This window comes from Limnobaculum zhutongyuii (assembly GCF_004295645.1).
Classification (GTDB): Bacteria; Pseudomonadota; Gammaproteobacteria; order Enterobacterales; family Enterobacteriaceae; genus Limnobaculum; species Limnobaculum zhutongyuii.
Window position 1 is genome coordinate 3840581 of sequence record NZ_CP034752.1, and the last position, 17313, is coordinate 3857893.

The 17313-nt window shown below is 46.5% G+C and carries 19 protein-coding genes; 8 read left to right on the forward strand and 11 right to left on the reverse strand.

Annotated features, from left to right (window positions below; all coding sequences use genetic code 11):
• Positions 1–11 precede the first annotated feature (11 nt).
• Complete coding sequence (locus EKN56_RS17165) at positions 12–908, reverse strand: LysR substrate-binding domain-containing protein (protein WP_130592926.1); 897 nt, start codon at positions 906–908, stop codon at positions 12–14.
• Between the two features lie 471 nt (positions 909–1379).
• Here EKN56_RS17165 and EKN56_RS17170 point away from each other — a divergent pair, with 471 nt between their 5' ends.
• Together EKN56_RS17170 and EKN56_RS17175 are read left to right on the forward strand one after the other, a co-directional pair.
• Positions 1380–2015 (forward strand): FMN-dependent NADH-azoreductase, encoded by a 636-nt coding sequence (locus EKN56_RS17170; RefSeq protein WP_130592927.1) that lies wholly within the window; start codon positions 1380–1382, stop codon positions 2013–2015.
• A gap of 37 nt (positions 2016–2052) precedes the next feature.
• Positions 2053–2412, forward strand: coding sequence for a helix-turn-helix domain-containing protein (locus tag EKN56_RS17175; protein WP_168189679.1), 360 nt, complete (start codon positions 2053–2055; stop codon positions 2410–2412).
• Here the strand turns inward: EKN56_RS17175 and EKN56_RS17180 are convergent.
• From EKN56_RS17180 to dapA, 5 genes are all read right to left on the reverse strand, one after another.
• A complete protein-coding gene (locus tag EKN56_RS17180; RefSeq protein WP_130592929.1) occupies positions 2389–2841 on the reverse strand; it encodes a DUF441 domain-containing protein in 453 nt (150 codons plus the stop codon). The two genes, EKN56_RS17175 and EKN56_RS17180, sit on opposite strands and share 24 nt — an antisense overlap.
• Before the next feature lie 96 nt (positions 2842–2937).
• A complete protein-coding gene (gene ypfJ, locus EKN56_RS17185) occupies positions 2938–3813 on the reverse strand; it encodes a KPN_02809 family neutral zinc metallopeptidase (protein ID WP_130593759.1) in 876 nt (291 codons plus the stop codon).
• A gap of 216 nt (positions 3814–4029) precedes the next feature.
• Entirely contained in the window at positions 4030–4743 is a 714-nt protein-coding gene (gene purC / locus EKN56_RS17190) for a phosphoribosylaminoimidazolesuccinocarboxamide synthase (protein WP_130592930.1), read from the reverse strand.
• An 85-nt stretch (positions 4744–4828) separates the two neighbouring features.
• Complete coding sequence (gene bamC, locus EKN56_RS17195; protein ID WP_130592931.1) at positions 4829–5866, reverse strand: outer membrane protein assembly factor BamC; 1038 nt, start codon at positions 5864–5866, stop codon at positions 4829–4831.
• A gap of 16 nt (positions 5867–5882) precedes the next feature.
• Entirely contained in the window at positions 5883–6761 is an 879-nt protein-coding gene (dapA, locus tag EKN56_RS17200; protein WP_130592932.1) for a 4-hydroxy-tetrahydrodipicolinate synthase, read from the reverse strand.
• 144 nt (positions 6762–6905) lie between these two features.
• Here dapA and EKN56_RS17205 point away from each other — a divergent pair, with 144 nt between their 5' ends.
• The gene (locus EKN56_RS17205) at positions 6906–7457 is read left to right on the forward strand and encodes a glycine cleavage system transcriptional repressor (RefSeq protein WP_130592933.1); all 552 of its coding nucleotides are present in this window, start codon (positions 6906–6908) and stop codon (positions 7455–7457) included.
• Positions 7458–7476: 19 nt separating this feature from the next.
• Entirely contained in the window at positions 7477–7947 is a 471-nt protein-coding gene (bcp, locus tag EKN56_RS17210) for a thioredoxin-dependent thiol peroxidase (RefSeq protein WP_130593760.1), read from the forward strand.
• Positions 7948–8007: 60 nt separating this feature from the next.
• Here the strand turns inward: bcp and EKN56_RS17215 are convergent, their stop codons facing one another.
• A complete protein-coding gene (locus EKN56_RS17215; protein ID WP_130592934.1) occupies positions 8008–9075 on the reverse strand; it encodes an AI-2E family transporter in 1068 nt (355 codons plus the stop codon).
• Between the two features lie 413 nt (positions 9076–9488).
• On the opposite strand from EKN56_RS17215, the gene bepA reads away from it, so the two are divergent.
• Genes bepA through EKN56_RS17230 form a run of 3 tightly spaced genes read left to right on the forward strand, consistent with a single transcriptional unit; the run spans position 9489 to position 11811 of the window.
• Positions 9489–10955 (forward strand): beta-barrel assembly-enhancing protease, encoded by a 1467-nt coding sequence (gene bepA, locus EKN56_RS17220; RefSeq protein WP_130592935.1) that lies wholly within the window; start codon positions 9489–9491, stop codon positions 10953–10955.
• Positions 10956–10980: 25 nt separating this feature from the next.
• On the forward strand, positions 10981–11331 hold the full coding sequence (gene arsC, locus EKN56_RS17225; RefSeq protein WP_130592936.1) for an arsenate reductase (glutaredoxin): 351 nt from the start codon (positions 10981–10983) through the stop codon (positions 11329–11331).
• 30 nt (positions 11332–11361) lie between these two features.
• Positions 11362–11811: a hypothetical protein gene (locus EKN56_RS17230; RefSeq protein WP_130592937.1), complete on the forward strand. Its 450-nt coding sequence runs from the start codon at positions 11362–11364 to the stop codon at positions 11809–11811.
• Between the two features lie 18 nt (positions 11812–11829).
• Here EKN56_RS17230 and hda read toward each other — a convergent pair whose 3' ends face one another.
• The 4 genes from hda to upp form a co-directional block, all read right to left on the reverse strand.
• Positions 11830–12537: a DnaA inactivator Hda gene (gene hda, locus EKN56_RS17235; RefSeq protein WP_130592938.1), complete on the reverse strand. Its 708-nt coding sequence runs from the start codon at positions 12535–12537 to the stop codon at positions 11830–11832.
• An 87-nt stretch (positions 12538–12624) separates the two neighbouring features.
• Entirely contained in the window at positions 12625–13899 is a 1275-nt protein-coding gene (locus EKN56_RS17240; RefSeq protein ID WP_130592939.1) for a uracil-xanthine permease family protein, read from the reverse strand.
• A gap of 465 nt (positions 13900–14364) precedes the next feature.
• Positions 14365–15264: an endonuclease/exonuclease/phosphatase family protein gene (locus EKN56_RS17245; protein ID WP_130592940.1), complete on the reverse strand. Its 900-nt coding sequence runs from the start codon at positions 15262–15264 to the stop codon at positions 14365–14367.
• A gap of 136 nt (positions 15265–15400) precedes the next feature.
• Positions 15401–16027 (reverse strand): uracil phosphoribosyltransferase, encoded by a 627-nt coding sequence (upp, locus tag EKN56_RS17250; protein ID WP_130592941.1) that lies wholly within the window; start codon positions 16025–16027, stop codon positions 15401–15403.
• Positions 16028–16246: 219 nt separating this feature from the next.
• On the opposite strand from upp, the gene EKN56_RS17255 reads away from it, so the two are divergent.
• Positions 16247–17233, forward strand: a complete 987-nt coding sequence (locus EKN56_RS17255; protein WP_130592942.1) for a M28 family peptidase — start codon at positions 16247–16249, stop codon at positions 17231–17233.
• Positions 17234–17313 lie beyond the last annotated feature (80 nt).

Genomic DNA, 17313 nt, shown 5'->3' on the forward strand with positions numbered 1-17313 from the left:
GTGAATACATATCAGTTAAATCTGGGACGTAATTGTTCAGTCATATAATCCAGAAAAGTGCGGCAGACCAGAGACAACCCCTTACTGGAGGCAAAGATGGCATGTACATGAGTTGATGGCGAGCGCCACTGTGGTAACACCTGAATCAAACGTCCGTCATCAATGGCTTTGTAACAATCATATTCCGGAATTAATGTAACGCCCAACCCCTTAGCCGCCGCCTGAACCAGCACATTAAGGTTATTTGCTGACAGCCGGGGCTGTATATCTATTCTCACCCGCTGCTGTTGCTCATGCTCCAATATCCAATGACTCATCCGACTACGGCTCAGGGTAGGTAAACGGCTTAATCCTTCCAGAGTTAATTGATTACCGTACTGAGCAACGAAATCCGGGCTGGCAACCAGCCAGTCCCGCTGATTCCCCAAGCTTTTCATATGCAAATTAGAGTCGGCCAGCGGTAATGGCTTAGCCTGAAATGCGATATCTATTCCTTCATCAAGAATATCCACATCACGATTAATCGCCAGTAAGTCAATTTGCACTTCATGATATTGAGCCAGAAAGTCCTGTACCAAAGGGCCTATCAGAACTTCGCTCATCATAACCGGAGCACTGATCCTTAAGCGCCCTTTTGGCTGACCGGAAATATCGTTAATTATCTGTTGAGCCACTTCCGCCTGCTCCAGCATTTTCACGCACTGTTCAGCATACTTTTGCCCGATATCGGTGATTTGTAACTTACGGGAAGATCGCTGTAACAACCTGACCCCCAAACGCGCCTCCAGCTCCGCTACCCGTCGACTGATTAAGGATTTCGAAACGCCCAGCGCTTTACCTGCCGCAGTAAAACCATGGTGCTGAACAACCGCAGCAAAATAGGCCATATCATTTAAATCCTGACTCATTTCTTATTGTCCTGAAAATGGAACAATATGTTTCAAATTTAGATATTTCACATTAATTATGCAACGAATATTCTTATCCCGGTTAAGTAAGCACAAGCCACAGGAAACGAACTATTGATTAAGAGAGGTCTTGACCTTCCTGAAGAGCACTGGAATTCAGCCGACAACTGAATGAGGGTAGCACGCCAAACATGGAGGTTTGGCGAGGCATGGCTTCGTCTGGAACGAATCCATGCCGGTGCGTAAGCCCGAATAAAGGCGGAGGGAAGTCGCCGTCAGGCGACCTGGATTCGGGTGCGAAGGCGCGGAGGTGCAGGAGGCGTTCGCCTTAACGCCTCCTGCTCGGCCACTCGCACTATGATTAATTTAGATACTGCACTATTAGTGGACGAAACATACTCAAAACTGAATGTCTTTTTATTAACAAGCCATGTGTCAGGTAAAAAACACAAGCAACAGGAACAAATTTTTATGAATATCTTACATATCGACTCCAGCCCCTTCATCAAAGACTCTGTCTCCCGGGAGCTGTCAGCCGCTATCGTTACTGCCTTGAAACAAACAGAATCTGAAGTGAATACCGTCTATCAGGACTATGGCACTAATTCACCGCCACACCTGTCAGCAGAAGCCATGACCAGCCTGCGTTCACACCAGAGCACAAATCTATCCGACAGCGCCCTGGCGGAAATCACCGCCGTTAATCAAGCCATAGAACAGCTAAAAGTGTGTGATGCTTTAGTTATTGGCTCTCCAATGTACAACCACTCTATTTCCAGCCATCTGAAAACCTGGCTGGACCTGATTTGTCAGGCAGGGAAAACTTTTCGTTATACCTCCAGTGGCCCGGTGGGCTTACTGAAAGACAGACCGGTATTTATTGCCTCATCTCGCGGTGGTATCTATAGCCATGGAGAAGGCTTAGCCCATGATTTTCAGGAGCCTTATCTGGTTTCTATGTTGGGAACATTAGGCTTAAAGGATATTCATATTGTTCGGGCAGAGGGTGTCAGTATGTCCCATCCTGGCAGAGATGTGGCAATGGCTAATGCTATGCAGCGAATCGGGCAGATGTTCAATTTACCAGCGATGGCCCAACCAGCCTGAATCACAGCCAGACAATCACTCGCAGGAGGGAAAACTCATGTTTCATACCAATGTGGTCAATCAACTCACCAGCTGGATTAAGGATAATCTTCAGGAGCCGCTTAATATCAAAACGGTTGCTTCAAGGTCAGGCTACTCTCCATGGCACCTTCAGCGAATGTTTAAGAGCATTACCGGCTATCCACTCGCCTCTTACATTCGCATCCAGCGGCTCAATAATGCTGCCAGTGAATTAAAAAAGAGCCGAGTAACCGTGGCCGATGTGGCGGCAAAATATCAATTTGATTCTCAGCAGAGCTTTTGTCGGGCATTTAAAAAGTATTTTGCTACTTCACCATCCCGCTATCGCCGGTTTTCGCTAACCGATCAACCGTCAGGTTCGGCCAACAATCAGTGATACCATTCCGGCAGCAATCAATGGGCCTACCGGTACTCCGCGGAAAAATGCCACACCAATAATGGTACCAATCAACAGCCCCGCCACAATGGAGGGCTGGCTGGTCATCAGCGTTACCCCTCTCCCCCCCAACCAGGCTACGGCAATCCCGATAATGATTGCGACTATCGATTTCCAGTTAACAAACACCTGCAACAACATGGCTGGACTCATTTTACCGTTAGCCAGCGGTGTCATCACCGCAATGGTCAATATGGTAATACCCACGGTTAATCCATATTTCTGCACCATTGGGAATGCAGCCTCAAGTGGCGTCAGGCGGAGGATAAGCAGAACAAGAATGGCAATAGTGACGGTATTGTTGTGGCTAAGAATACCTAGCCCGGCCAATACCAGCAGGATGATAAGTGTGGGGTCAATACTGGGCATTTGCGGTAGTTCTCATAAATGAAGATACAAATAAATGCTTGATGAATATCGGTTAAGAAATTCCGATATTCATCATACCGCAAATAATCAAAAGCGTTATAGTTTATCGGTTGAGAAAGTATCACACTGGCGAAAATCACCAGAATCAAAACCACGTTTGAACCAGGTATAACGCTGCTGTGAAGTACCGTGAGTAAAACTATCAGGAATAACGCGGCCGCTGCTTTGCTTTTGCAGACGGTCATCACCAATCGCCTGAGCGGCGTTGAGCGCTTCTTCCATATCACCCATTTCTAATACCTGCTGTTTTTGCATACTGTGCCCCCAGACCCCGGCAAAGCAGTCTGCCTGTAGCTCTTGCTTCACAGAGAGACGGTTCACTTCAGCCTGACTACGGGATTGCTGCTGCATAGCACGAACTTTATTGGCAATACCCATCAGATTTTGTACATGGTGGCCAACTTCATGAGCAACAACGTAGGCCTGAGCAAAATCACCACCGGCTTTCAGACGTGTTTCCATATCCTGATAAAACGACAGGTCGATATATACGGTCTTATCCGCCGGGCAATAGAACGGCCCCATCACTGATTCACCGGTACCACAACCGGTACGGGTTGCGCCGCGATACAGCACCAGTTTAGGGTCCTGATAGCTACTCCCCTCTTTTTTAAAGATGGCATCCCAGGTATCTTCTGTAGAGGCCAATACCACTGAGGTGAATTTAGCCTTTTCGTTATCCTGCGGAGAGAGAGCCTGGCTTTGCTGGGTAGGTTGTACATCGCCACCGTTTAGCAGTGGTGTCAGGTCTACGCCGTAGTATCCGGCCACCAGTACCACGACCAGCAGAACCAATCCACCTTTACCTCTGGGTACTCGCATACCGCCGCCACCCATTCCACGAGAAAAACCACCTGACTCACTACGGCGATCCTCAACGTTATCGCTTTCCCGACGACCTTGCCAACGCATAATCTTGTCTCTCATTATCAACGGCCATAAATCAGGCCAATAATTACATTATATAACCTGAGTATATGCAGCAAAACATAAAAAGCCCTATTGATGCAGGATAAAACGAGTAATAAAGCATAATTTTGTTGTAAGAATCACCATCACCAGATAAGCAAAAAGCCGGATAAACCGGCTTTTAACAGTGACACTGAGCTTACGAAATCGATTGCGCAACTAGTCCAAATTAATACCGAGACGGTGTGCTACCTCTTCGTACGCTTCAATCAAGCCACCCAGGCTTTGGCGGAAACGGTCTTTATCCATTTTGTTAAGCGTTGTTTTATCCCACAGGCGGCTGCCGTCCGGGGAGAACTCATCGCCCAGCACAATTTCACCTTTAAACAGACCAAACTCCAGCTTAAAGTCCACCAGGATCAGACCGGCATCATCAAACAGTTTTTTTAGCACGTCGTTGGCTTTATAGGTCAGCTCTTTCATTCGCGCCAGATTAGACTCATTCACCCAACCAAAAGTAGTGCAATAAGATTCGTTGATCATTGGGTCATGCATGGCATCGTTTTTCAAAAACAGATCGAACAACGGTGGGCTGAGTTCCATTCCCTCTTTTACGCCTAAACGACGCACCAGAGATCCCGCAGCACGGTTGCGGATTACACATTCAACCGGCACCATCTCCAGCTTCTTAACCAGTACTTCAGTATCAGAAAGCAGACGCACCATCTGAGTCGGAATTCCCGCCTCTTCCAGCTTGCTCATAATGAAATAGTTAAATTTATTATTGACCATTCCTTTACGATCGAACTGCTCAATGCGCTCACCGTCCAGGGCTGAAGTGTCATTACGAAATTCCAGAACTAGCAGGTCCGGATCCTCTGTTGTATAAACGGTTTTTGCCTTACCACGATAAAGTTCGGCTACCTTTTGCATCTTCAGTTTTCTCCGTTGATTTCAAATGTGATGGTTTTTATTACTAAACGTGGAATAAAAAAGGGGCGTTAAGCCCCTTTTTTCATTATTCAGCTATCAAGCTATGGTTAAACGCGGATTGCAGAACCGTAACCAGTGCGTTGTTTTCTGACTCTTTCAACACCTGGCCTTTATCGGTACTAAATTGCAGGCTACTGCGGTTATCTAAATCGCCCACCTGAATTTTGTAATCACCGTTTTTCAAATCTGGATTTGGCACACTCAATGCTGCCCAGTTGCTGTTTGATGACTTGAAGGTCACGGTAATTAAGCCCAGTTGCTTATTACGATCGTTAATCTTCATGCCCACATTTTCCAGCACCGTTGGCAGACGCTCCCAAACGTTAGTATAAGGCGCGCGTACAATGACTACCGGTAGACCAGTATCATCGTGGGCTGCTTGCAGAACAATACTACCACCTGCTTTTGCAGCCTGTTGAGAACTCAGATTGCTCTGAGTTTTATCTAAGCCTTCAGTAATGGCATTCAACATACTGATACTGTAGCGTTGCATAGAAGCGGCATCAGACACCGTTTTATCACCGGCTTTCAGTTCCAGCACTTTCACTGACAGTTGATTCTGATAACCCTGAGGCTGAACCGCTATCTGATAACGAGCGCTGTGAGCAACGTTTTCATCGCTACGCTGCCAGTTAACCCAGTCAGTTGTCAGCGTTTGGCTGGCATCCTGACGGTCGGCGATGCGATAGCCTTTTTGCTCAAGAACCGCAATAACCTGAGACCATAGCGCCTGATACTTGCTGCTGTTCTCTAATGAAAGCGTGGCGGTATTGGCACTGTACTGCACTCGCGATCCGGTCATCAGAGCCAGAGGCTGAGATGGTGGGCGAATATCCAGCGCTAAACCAACGTTACCGGTTGAGACAGCTCTATTGCTTACCGCATACTGACCGTTCTGAACAGGCAATATCATTCCTGCCGGCGCGCGTAATTCCTTTAACGCAGGGGCTTTTAAATAGTCTTCATCGCCACTTACCTGATGCTTATATGTCTGATCGTTAGAACAAGCAGCCAGCAGCACAACCAGCGAGACACCAACTATTTTCTGTAATGAATGAACCATTAATTTTTCCTAAAATTTATAGCAGACCAGCAGACTTTAACGCCTGTTCAACTATCGGCCGGGCGCTTTGCGCCAGCGGAGTCATTGGTAACCGCATTGTATCATCAGCAATTAAACCTAAACGATAACATGCCCACTTCACTGGAATTGGGTTGGATTCAACAAACAATTTCAGATGTAAAGGCATTATCCGTTCATTAAGACAACGAGCTTCAGCAAAGTTTCCTTGCGCAGCTAATTCACATAATTTTGCGATTTCACGCGCAGCAACGTTTGCCGTAACGGAAATCACACCGTGACCACCTAACTGCATAAACTCTAAAGAGGTCGCATCGTCGCCGCTGAGCAATTTAAAATCATTTCCTACCAGCGCCTGAGTCTGGCTAACCCGGCTTAAGTTACCGGTTGCATCTTTCAATGCAACAATGTTTGGCACTTCCGCTAAACGGGCAACGGTTTCAGGTAACATATCACAACCGGTGCGACCAGGAACATTATAAAGGATTTGAGGCAAATCAGTATGCTCGGCGATCGCTTTAAAATGCTGGAATAAACCTTCCTGAGTTGGCTTATTGTAATAGGGTGTTACGGACAAACAACCGATAACACCGGTATTATTGAAATGCTGAGTCAGAGAAATGGCTTCCGCTGTCGCATTAGCGCCGGTTCCGGCGATAACAGGGATGCGACCATCGGCTAAATCTAACGTTAATTTCACCACATCAACATGTTCATGATGATTAAGCGTGGCTGATTCCCCAGTGGTGCCTACGGAAACGATCGCGACAGTGCCGCTAGCCACATGATAATCAATCAGTTTTTTCAAACTGGCGCGGTCAACTGAACCTGTTGAGTCCATTGGCGTAACCAGTGCAACCATACTTCCCGTAAACATAAGCGATTCCCCTTAATAGACATATCGAACATGGTACTTTTGACCAATAGCGAAAAGCAAGCAACAACATCACTCTAACTGCTTGTCTGGGTGATTTTTTTATGTTTACCATAGTATCATCATTTTCAGGCAGGAAGTTTTAACGTGCCACAGCAATCTGAATATTACCTTGTCATTACCGCCTTGGGTACCGATCGTCCGGGAATAGTCAATACTATTACCCGGCATGTCAGTAGCTGCGGCTGTAATATAGAGGATAGCCGTCTGGCACTGTTGGGTGAAGAATTTACTTTTATTATGCTGCTTTCCGGTGGATGGAGCGCCATGATGCTGCTCGAATCTACTTTGCCACAAAAAGGGGTGGAATTAGAGTTATTGATTGTGATGAAGCGCACAACTCAGCACCCTCGCCCTCCCATGCCGGTCACGATGTGGGTAAAAGTAGAGGTAAAAGATTCGCCCCACTTGATTGAACGCTTTACCAACTTATTTGATGCAGCAGAAACCAGCATTGCTGAACTTACTTCAAAAACCAGCATTTGCGAAATAACAAAAGAAGCTAAGCTGTATATTGAGATTACTTTACACAGTGCCCTGACCGGCACGCATAAAAAGGTTGAACAAGATTTCTATTGCCTCTGTACAGAACTAAATGCACAAGGCAGTATTAACATCGTAATCAATCCACAAGCATGAAAAAAGGACGGAACTAGTGATAAACCCATTAAAAGCCGGTGATACCGCCCCTGAATTTACACTCCCGGATCAAGATGGTGAAGATATCAGCCTGAGTGATTTTCAAGGGCAGAGAGTTCTTATCTATTTTTATCCAAAAGCCATGACGCCAGGTTGTACCGTACAAGCCTGCGGATTACGGGATAACATGGATGAACTGAAAAAACTCGGTGTAGACATTCTGGGTATCAGCACTGATAAACCAGAAAAGCTATCTCGCTTTGTTGAAAGAGATCTGCTGAACTTTACGCTGCTTTCTGACGAGGAACATCAGGTTTGCGAACTGTTTGGCGTTTGGGGTGAAAAAACCTTTATGGGTAAAACCTATGACGGTATTCATCGCATCAGCTTTTTAGTTGGCACTGATGGAAAAATTGAAAAAGTCTTTGATGATTTCAAAACCAACAACCACCATGAGATTGTACTGAACTATCTAAACGGTAAAGGTTGACGGATTTTTATGGCAACGGCTACCCCATCAGGGGAGGTAGCCGTTGTTTGTTTCGTTTTTTTAACGCAGATTCTCTGCTATCAAATCGTCCGGCCAAACGTGAATAACCGCTTTAACCAGTGTTGCCAGAGGAATGGCAAAGAACACGCCCCAGAATCCCCACAGCCCGCCAAAAATCACTACTGACAGAATAATCACTAACGGGTGCAGGTTAACAGCCTCTGAGAATAAAAATGGCACCAGAATGTTACTGTCCAGCCCCTGAACCACCAGATAGGCAATAACCAGCGTCCAGAAATCAGGCCCAATCCCCCACTGAAATAACGCCACAATAAACACCGGTATGGTGATTAACACTGCGCCGATATAAGGAATTAACACCGATATCCCAACCAACACCGCCAACAATAGGGAATAGCGCATATCCATAAACCAGAACACCAGATAAGTGGCCACACCAACAATCACAATCTCAACCACTTTACCGCGAATATAGTTGGTGATTTGTTGGTTCATCTCCAACCATACTTTGCCTGCCAACCCACGGTTACGCGGCAATATGCGATGTACCGCATAAATCATCTGCCGTTTATCTTTCAGCAAGAAGAACACCATCAACGGTACCAGAATCAAATAGATCGCCAGCGTTAAAAGCCCCATCAGTGATGCCATAGAGTATTTCACCACTGAATCCGCCAGACCGGCCAGTTTGGTACGCAGATTTTCCGCAAATAAATCAATGATGCCGGCATCAACCAGCGCCGGATAGCGAGCAGGAAGCGTTGCGGCAAAGTCGTGAAAGCGGTTTAGCATCTTCGGCATATCCGCAACCAGATTCACCCCCTGTTGCCATGCTGCTGGCATGACCACCAGAATGGCTACACACATGATTCCACCAAACAGGATGATCACGCTGGTCGCGGCTAACCCACGAGAAAGCCCCATATCCTGGATTTTGGTAGTTGGCCATTCCAGTAAATAGGCCAGTACAATCGCCACTAATAGCGGCGCCAAAATACCATGGAAAAAATAGATAATACCGAAGCCTACGACTAAAATAATCAGTAATGCTACAGCCTGAGGGTCAGTGAAACGCCGGCGATACCAGCGAGACAACATCTCCAACATAACAACCTCCGGGGAGAAAACCTTTCATTGAATCTGTTTCAGTGCTTCATATAGATTCAAATTAAAAAACCTATAGGAAGAACAGAAATAGACAGGACAAAACATGATATTCGTTGTCTACATAATCAGGTGAGTAAACTATCGCCCGGAAATGCCTCAACTAAGCTTCAGTTATTCGGTGCAACCGCCGCATAACAGTGATAATTTATCATGTATTGCATACTGAAGGATGGCTAACCGGAGCTATCGCTATAATAGCAACAAACCGCCTGTTAACACGATAAGATTTAAGGTAACCCGATGGTTTTCTCGGGAAAATGCAGACAAATGTAAGTTTAGGGAAAACGGCTCTCATTGCATCAGCATCAGAGCCTGTTCTGTAGGTTAATATAACTTCTGGAATTGATATCGATATGTCCACCCGTTTTGGTAAATCCTTACTCGTCACCTTATTAGGTAGTACGCTGCTATGCAGCCCGGCCATCCCGGTTATCGCTGATACTACCAGCGACTTGCCGGATATTGGTACCACTGCCGGTGGTACTCTCAGTATTAATCAAGAACTGCTGATGGGTGACTTTTACCTGCGGCAACTGCGTTCCGGCGCACCGCTGATTTACGATCCGCTGCTGACTGATTACGTAAATAATCTGGGTCAAAAGTTGGTCTCTAAAGCCGATGCGGTAAGAACACCCTTTCATTTTTATCTCATCCAGAATAACGAGATCAACGCCTTTGCCTTCTTTGGCGGCAACGTAGTTCTGCACTCTTCCCTGTTTCGCGAAACGGACGATGAGAGTCAGTTAGCTTCAGTAATGGCCCACGAAATTTCACACGTTACCCAGCGCCATTTAGCGCGCGCTATGGAAGAACAGCAGCGTAATGCACCATTGACCTGGGTTGGGGCTTTAGGTTCAATTTTACTGGCAATGGCTAACCCTCAGGCGGGTATGGCAGCGTTAAGTACCACCATTGCCGGAACCCAACAGGGTATGATCAGTTTCACTCAAGCCAATGAGCAGGAAGCTGACCGTATCGGCATTCGCGTATTACAACGCGCAGGTTTTGACCCTATGGGCATGCCGGACTTTATGCAAAAACTGGCAGACAAATATCGCTATGCCAGCAAGCCTCCAGAAATGTTACTGACTCACCCCCTGCCAGACAGTCGTATGTCTGACACCCGTAGTCGCGCCCAGCAGCTAGGCCATAAAGTCGTTGCCTCTTCTCAGGATTATCTGTTTGCTAAACTGCGCGTATTAGGTATGTACGGCGGTATGGACGGATTAAGCCAGTTTATGCTGGATGACTATAAAAAAGGCAACGCCCGTGAACAGATGGCCGGAAAGTATGGTCAGGCGATTCTCTACTATAAATCCAAGCAGTTCGATGCCGCTCGCAACATTATTCAGCCACTGTTAACTCAGCAACCCAACAATGTTTGGTTCCTCGATCTGGCCACCGATATCGATCTGGAGCAAAACCGTGCTCCACAAGCAGTCAGCCGCTTAGAACAGGCGATTAAGAGCCAACCAAACAGCGCTGTACTGCAGCTCAATCTGGGTAATGCTTATATTGAAGCTCGTCAAACCGCGAAAGCGACCACCTTGCTTAATCGCTATACCTATAGCCATCCGGAAGATCCTAACGGTTGGGACTTGTTGGCAAAAGCCGCGGCCGATCAAGGATTACGTGATGAAGAGTTAGCCGCCCGGGCTGAGAGTATGGCATTGGTTGGTCGCCTCGATCAGGCAATTAGTATGCTGACCACCGCCAGTTCTTCGGTTCAGGTTGGGAGCCTGAAACAGGCGCGTTATGATGCACGTATCGACCAGCTACGCCAACTACAACAACGCTTTAAACAGTTTGACCGATCTTAAGAATGATCTCAGGAGAACAATAATAATGACTAAAACCGTAACTATTTTTCATAACCCTCGTTGCAGTACCAGTAGAAAAACGTTGGAGCTACTGGAAGAAAAAGGGATTAAACCTGATGTTGTTTTGTATATGGATACCCCACCCGATAGCAAACAAATTCATACCCTGTTAAAGCAGCTGAATTTCAGTTCCGCTCGTCAGCTAATTCGCACTAAAGAAGATCTGTATAAAGAGCTAAATCTGGTGGATGCCTCAGAACAAGAGCTGATTGATGCCATGACGGCTAACCCAAAACTGATTGAGCGACCCATTGTGATAGTTGGTGAACAGGCACGTTTAGGACGACCGCCAGAAAACGTATTGGAAATTATCTGAATCTACGCCCACGTTGTTTAAGGATGAATAATGAAAAAGCCACATCTACAATCATTATTTATGGGTAGCCTGCTCTCTGCCGGTCTGGTTATGTCCGGCACTCCTTTCGCCGCTGAATATATTCCTTCACTGGAGAAAACCAGGCTATTTACCGAGATAACTCATGACTGCCGGGATGTTGTATTAAAAGACTGGAAACCAGCAACCCGGGATGTTTTAGCCAAATATGGTGTTGATGTTACCGCGGCTAAGCTATGCAATAACGGCGATTACCCGGTTTTTTATGTCAGCCTCAAATACGATCCTCAGGGGCAAACTGCTGACTTTTATCAACCGTTTTATGAGGCAATGAAAAAAGCCAATAAAGATCGGCCCTATTCGATGATCTCCGATCTCGATGAGCTGATTATTAATGTGACCTATGGTCAGATGGGTGAAACCAGAACCGATTTCGAGCGTTTTCAGCCCTGTACGTTATAAAATGGTGTTATGAGAAGCTTATAGTTCCAGTGCTTCTTTAACAAAAGGAATGGTTAATTTACGTTGGGCCGTGATAGATGCTGAATCTAAACGGTCCAGCGTTTCAAACAGAGTTCGCATATCCCGCTCAAGTCTCTTAAGCAGAAAACGCCCCACGTCTTCCGGTAGTTCAAAACCACGTAGTTTTGCCCGTAGAATCAGCGCCTGAAGTTTGTCTTCATCTGACAGTGGATGTAATCGATAGATTTGCCCCCAATCCAGACGCGAAGCCAAATCAGGCAATGACAGATTTAACTGACGGGGAGGAACATCACCGCTAATCAACAGCCGGGTAAACCCGGTTTCAAGGATGCGGTTATACAGGTTGAAGATAGCCATCTCCCACTCACTGTCACCGGCAATACACTCAATATTATCAATACAGACCAGCGCCAGTTGTTCCATGCCATCCAGCACTTCAGGCACAAAATAGGTGCGCTTATCCAGCGGCACATAACCGACTGCCATTCCCTTCTGAGAGAGCGCCGAACAGGCGGCATTCAGTAGATGACTCTTTCCGCTGGCATCACCAGACCAGAAATAGATATAAGTACTGTGTTCCTGTTCCAGTGCGGAATGAATAGCCGAAAGCAGCGACGCATTTTCGCCGGGATAAAAGCTGGCAAACCGCTCATCATCAGAAAGATAGAGAGGAAAAGATAGCTGCGTCGATGTATTCAGAAACACCTCAAACTAAAAAAACCGAAAACCGGATCAGTCTAGCATACCGAAGAGAGAGGGAGAACCGGCAACACCAGGTTGCCGGCAGCCAAATTAATGGGCTGATTTCTCTGATTCATGGTGAACCGGCGCTTTAGGCAGGATCAGGTTCAACAGGATAGCAATGACACCACACAGGCTAATGCCCTGCAGTGAATACTGACCGAAGTTAAACACCATACCGCCGATACCGAACACCAGAACGATAGAAACAATACACAGGTTACGCGCAACGGACAGATCTACGCGGTTTTTCACCAGAATATTGATACCTACGGCGGCGATTGAACCAAACAACAGCACCATAATACCGCCCATCACTACCGATGGAATCGTATTCAGGAAAGCGCCAATCTTACCGATAAATGACATGAACACCGCCCAACAGGCAGCAAATGTCATGACTAATGGATTAAAGTTACGAGTCAGCGTGACTGCACCGATAACCTCTGCATAGGTAATACAAGGAGGACCACCAAAACAGGCCGCGGCCGAAGTGGCCAGACCATCACCCGCCAGCGTACGATGCAGGCCCGGGTCTTTCGCGTAATCTTTACCGGAAACCGAACTGATCGCCATAATATCGCCAACGTGTTCAATCGTTGGCGCGATAACCACCGGTAACATAAACAGAATCGCCTGCCAGTGGAATTCCGGCGCGGTAAAATTAGGAATAGCAAACCACGGCGCATCCAGCACCGGTTGGAAGTTAACGATTCCCATCATCAGTGCGACAACATAACCAACCACAATGCCGGATAAAATTGGAATCAGGCGGAAAATACCTTTTGCCCAAACGGCTACCAGTAAGGTCGTCAGCAGCGACAGCATAGAAATGAACAGTGCGGTACGGTAATCCCCCAGAATCACTGAACCACCATCTCCACTTTTGCCTAATGCCATGTTTACCGCTGCAGGTGCCAGCGTCAGACCGATGATCGCAATCATTGGGCCGGTAACGACCGGTGGTAGCAGCCTTTCAATAATATTCGAACCGCGCAGTTTAATCAGGCCGCCAAAAATCATGTACATCACACCGGCGGCAAACAATCCACCCATGGTGGCAGGGATCCCCCAGGTTTGAACGCCGTAACTGATAGGAACAATAAAGGCAAAAGATGACGCCAGAAAGACCGGCACCTTACCTTTAGTACAGAGTTGAAACAGCAAGGTACCGAAGCCTGCGGTAAACAGTGCCACGTTGGTATCTAACCCTGTGATCAGCGGTACCAGTACTAACGCACCAAATGCCACAAACAGCATTTGAGCTCCCACCAGAACGTTCTGCCAGGCAGGTGGCTGTGCGCCGGTCATTGACGGCTGTTGCATAAAATAAACCTCTAGTTTGAAATGATGTTGTTATCCGGCGCGGTTACACCTTTACATGAGCGCCGGTCGTCTTGCCTGTAACTAATTTCTTATGACTTATTATTACTACTGCAGGCTGATTTTTTAGCCTGATATTGCTGATAAATTGGCAGTCGTGAATATTCCGACCGTAAAAACGATGTGCTGATATCGGCACTGGTAACGGTCGGTAAACCATTTGTACTTAGCTGCGGAGCGCGTCGGGCCTACCTTTCCTATGGGCGCTTCGTTGGCTTACGCCAAGTCGACCCAAACGGAAAGCTCTCCCTCCGATTGGCTATGTTAAAACACAAAGCTGAACCAATCAGACTTTGTTATCAGGTTTACTTTTAGCCTGATAACACCCGGATGTTCCGTAAAACCACCATACTATTAGCCAACTTGCATCCATAAATATGGGCGATCGTGTCGCCCATATTTATCTGTTTATTGCTCAGTCATCCTGAGTTCCGCCACGATGGGGAGATGGTCACTGACCGATGGCCAGTTAATACCCGCCCACTCACCGGTCGCATTTGGAATAATAAGATTATCCAGATGCCAACGTTGTGCATTACCGGTAAAGATATAGTCTACCTTGATTTCGGCATTTTCAGCAGGCCAACTGCGACCATCTTTGTCACCCGGTTGAATATCATTCCAGTAACGATTTAATTCCTGCCAGGTTACGCTCTGTGGCACATCGTTCATATCGCCGAACAATAGCTTGATACCGCGGATTTCAATGGTGCGATCGTTTAACTCTCTCACCTGATCCAAACGCATAGCCGGATCTTCTTTGGTATCCAGATGAGCATTCACTACGGTAACCGGTACTGCAAAATTAGGCACTTCAACCTTAGCCACAAACGCAATGCGTTGTTCCCGCTGACCTGAAGGCAATGGATAGATAACCTGATCTTTAATTGGATATTTAGACAGATAAGCCAGACCGTATTCACCGCCGTCATAGTCAATAGCCCGACCAAACACACCGTGCATACCGGTTAGCTTCATTAATTCAGCCAGTTGATCCACTTTACTGCTACGTGCAGTAAGTTTGTCCACTTCCTGTAGGGCGACAATATCAACATTCATAGCTTTAATGGCTTTGGCAATTGCCGTCATATCACTGACTTTACCGGCAGCGATATTGAAAGAAGCTACCTTCAGTACTGGCGCTTCTTTTAAGGAAAAGGTCTTGTTGGTAATGCCACCCAACGCACTGGCTACTTCACGGCTATTGGCATTGCTGTTGGCATGATTAACAGGGGCTTCGCTACTCCATACCGGAGAGGCAAAAGACAGGGAGAATATTGCCGCTAAAAAATAATTATAACGTGGCATACGACACACCTTATTTTTATTAAAACCAAACGGGCACCGACGACTGATAAACCACCCTAATTATCAGAGGTAGAGTGGGTAGCACAATCAACACCGGCCCCGGCAACAACATCCTTGTTGAATATCAGTTTACTGATTACTTAGTGCCAAAGATTTTATCGCCCGCGTCACCCAGACCCGGAATGATATAACCTTTTTCGTTTAAGCCCTGATCGATAGAAGCGGTATACAGCTCAACATCCGGATGCGCTTTTTCTAATGCTTCAACGCCTTCAGGTGCAGCAACCAGTACCAGAACTTTAATTGACTGGCAGCCTGCTTTTTTCAGTAAATCGATGGTTGCAATCATCGAGCCACCGGTCGCCAGCATTGGGTCAACTACCAGCGCCATACGCTCTTCAATATTGGAAACCAGTTTTTGGAAATAAGGCACCGGTTGCAGGGTCTCTTCATCACGATACACACCCACTACGCTGATACGCGCACTTGGAACGTGTTCCAATACCCCTTCCATCATGCCTAAGCCTGCACGCAGAATCGGCACGACGGTGATTTTTTTACCTTTGATTTGTTCGATTTCTACCGGGCCATTCCAGCCATTGATGGTAACTTTTTCAGTTTCTAAATCGGCGGTTGCTTCGTAAGTTAGTAAACTACCAACCTCTGAGGCTAATTCACGAAAACGTTTAGTGCTGATATCTTCTTCGCGCATCAGGCCTAACTTATGTTTAACCAGTGGATGCTTAACTACAACGATCTTCATTTATTCCTCTCCCATATCGCGGATGGTGCACTGTCGCTCTCAAAAAAATCGGCAAATTATACCTGATAATGCGTGAGCCGTAACAAAGAAATGCATGATTCAGATCATGATAGGCTATAGATTGTGCTAATACTGTTAACAGAGCGCTGTTTTTTCCAATTAATCATTGGCGGTGGGTAGAAACCTTACGTCAGGTATCAGGAGTTAACATTCAGGGATATGAAGACATCTTTTAATATCAACAAAAAATCGCTGCTGGTTTCGATAACATGCTTATTTGCGGTTAGTCTGACCTCTTGCTCACTATTTACTCAATCTTCGGTGGAAGCCAGATACAGTACTGCCCCGGATGTTTCTGGCGAACGGTTAACCCAACACGTCAGGCAGTTATCCGAAACCTATTACCCAAGAGATTACACCCATCCGGAAAATCTGAATGCCAGCGCTGATTACATTATGCAACAGCTGGAACCTTATACCGACAGGCTATCAGAGCAAAAATTTACCGTAAGAGATAAGCCTTATCGCAATATCATTGCCCGTTTTGGACCCGCGGAAGGTGAATTAATTGTGGTTGGTGCTCACTATGACTCCTACCATAAAACTCGCGGTGCGGATGATAACGCCAGCGGGGTCGCCGGTTTGCTGGAATTAGCCCGTTTGTTAAAACAACATCCGCCTTCATCGCCGGTGGAACTGGTGGCTTACAGTCTGGAAGAACCGCCCTTTTTCAGTACCGATGAAATGGGAAGCGCTTTCCATGCCCGACAATTAGCGGAAACTCAACGACCAGTAAAACTGATGATGTCGCTGGAAATGATTGGTTATTTCAGTGATGAGGCAGACTCACAAGATTTTCCATTGAGTATAATGAAATCGCTCTACAGTGATAAAGGGCACTTTATTACCGTCATTAGCAATCTGAGTAATCGGGACATCACGGCACAAGTGAAAAGCCTGATGATGGGTGCCAGCGACTTACCGGTTTATTCACTGAATGCCCCCTCATTCATTCCCGGAATCGATTATTCTGACCATCTGCATTACTGGAAGCAGGACTTCCCGGCGGTAATGATCACCGATACCGCATTTTATCGTAATCACCACTACCACGAATCTAACGGTGATACCTGGGACCAACTGGATTATCAGCGTATGGCAAAAGTGGTACAGGGGGTTTATGCCACTATTCAGAATCTGGATTAGCGCTAAATGCGCGGTGATAAGCCAGTGAGTTTATACATCAGAGATAAAAACCATAGGCAAACGTTTGCTATAACTGATAG

Coding starts and splice junctions, on each gene's coding strand:
- EKN56_RS17165 (WP_130592926.1), bottom strand. CDS start 908: ATGAGTCAGGATTTAAATGATATGGCCTATTTTGCTGCGGTTGTTCAG.
- EKN56_RS17170 (WP_130592927.1), top strand. CDS start 1,380: ATGAATATCTTACATATCGACTCCAGCCCCTTCATCAAAGACTCTGTC.
- EKN56_RS17175 (WP_168189679.1), top strand. CDS start 2,053: ATGTTTCATACCAATGTGGTCAATCAACTCACCAGCTGGATTAAGGAT.
- EKN56_RS17180 (WP_130592929.1), bottom strand. CDS start 2,841: ATGCCCAGTATTGACCCCACACTTATCATCCTGCTGGTATTGGCCGGG.
- ypfJ (WP_130593759.1), bottom strand. CDS start 3,813: ATGCGTTGGCAAGGTCGTCGGGAAAGCGATAACGTTGAGGATCGCCGT.
- purC (WP_130592930.1), bottom strand. CDS start 4,743: ATGCAAAAGGTAGCCGAACTTTATCGTGGTAAGGCAAAAACCGTTTAT.
- bamC (WP_130592931.1), bottom strand. CDS start 5,866: ATGGTTCATTCATTACAGAAAATAGTTGGTGTCTCGCTGGTTGTGCTG.
- dapA (WP_130592932.1), bottom strand. CDS start 6,761: ATGTTTACGGGAAGTATGGTTGCACTGGTTACGCCAATGGACTCAACA.
- EKN56_RS17215 (WP_130592934.1), bottom strand. CDS start 9,075: ATGTTGGAGATGTTGTCTCGCTGGTATCGCCGGCGTTTCACTGACCCT.
- bepA (WP_130592935.1), top strand. CDS start 9,489: ATGTCCACCCGTTTTGGTAAATCCTTACTCGTCACCTTATTAGGTAGT.
- arsC (WP_130592936.1), top strand. CDS start 10,981: ATGACTAAAACCGTAACTATTTTTCATAACCCTCGTTGCAGTACCAGT.
- EKN56_RS17230 (WP_130592937.1), top strand. CDS start 11,362: ATGAAAAAGCCACATCTACAATCATTATTTATGGGTAGCCTGCTCTCT.
- EKN56_RS17240 (WP_130592939.1), bottom strand. CDS start 13,899: ATGCAACAGCCGTCAATGACCGGCGCACAGCCACCTGCCTGGCAGAAC.
- EKN56_RS17245 (WP_130592940.1), bottom strand. CDS start 15,264: ATGCCACGTTATAATTATTTTTTAGCGGCAATATTCTCCCTGTCTTTT.
- upp (WP_130592941.1), bottom strand. CDS start 16,027: ATGAAGATCGTTGTAGTTAAGCATCCACTGGTTAAACATAAGTTAGGC.
- EKN56_RS17255 (WP_130592942.1), top strand. CDS start 16,247: ATGAAGACATCTTTTAATATCAACAAAAAATCGCTGCTGGTTTCGATA.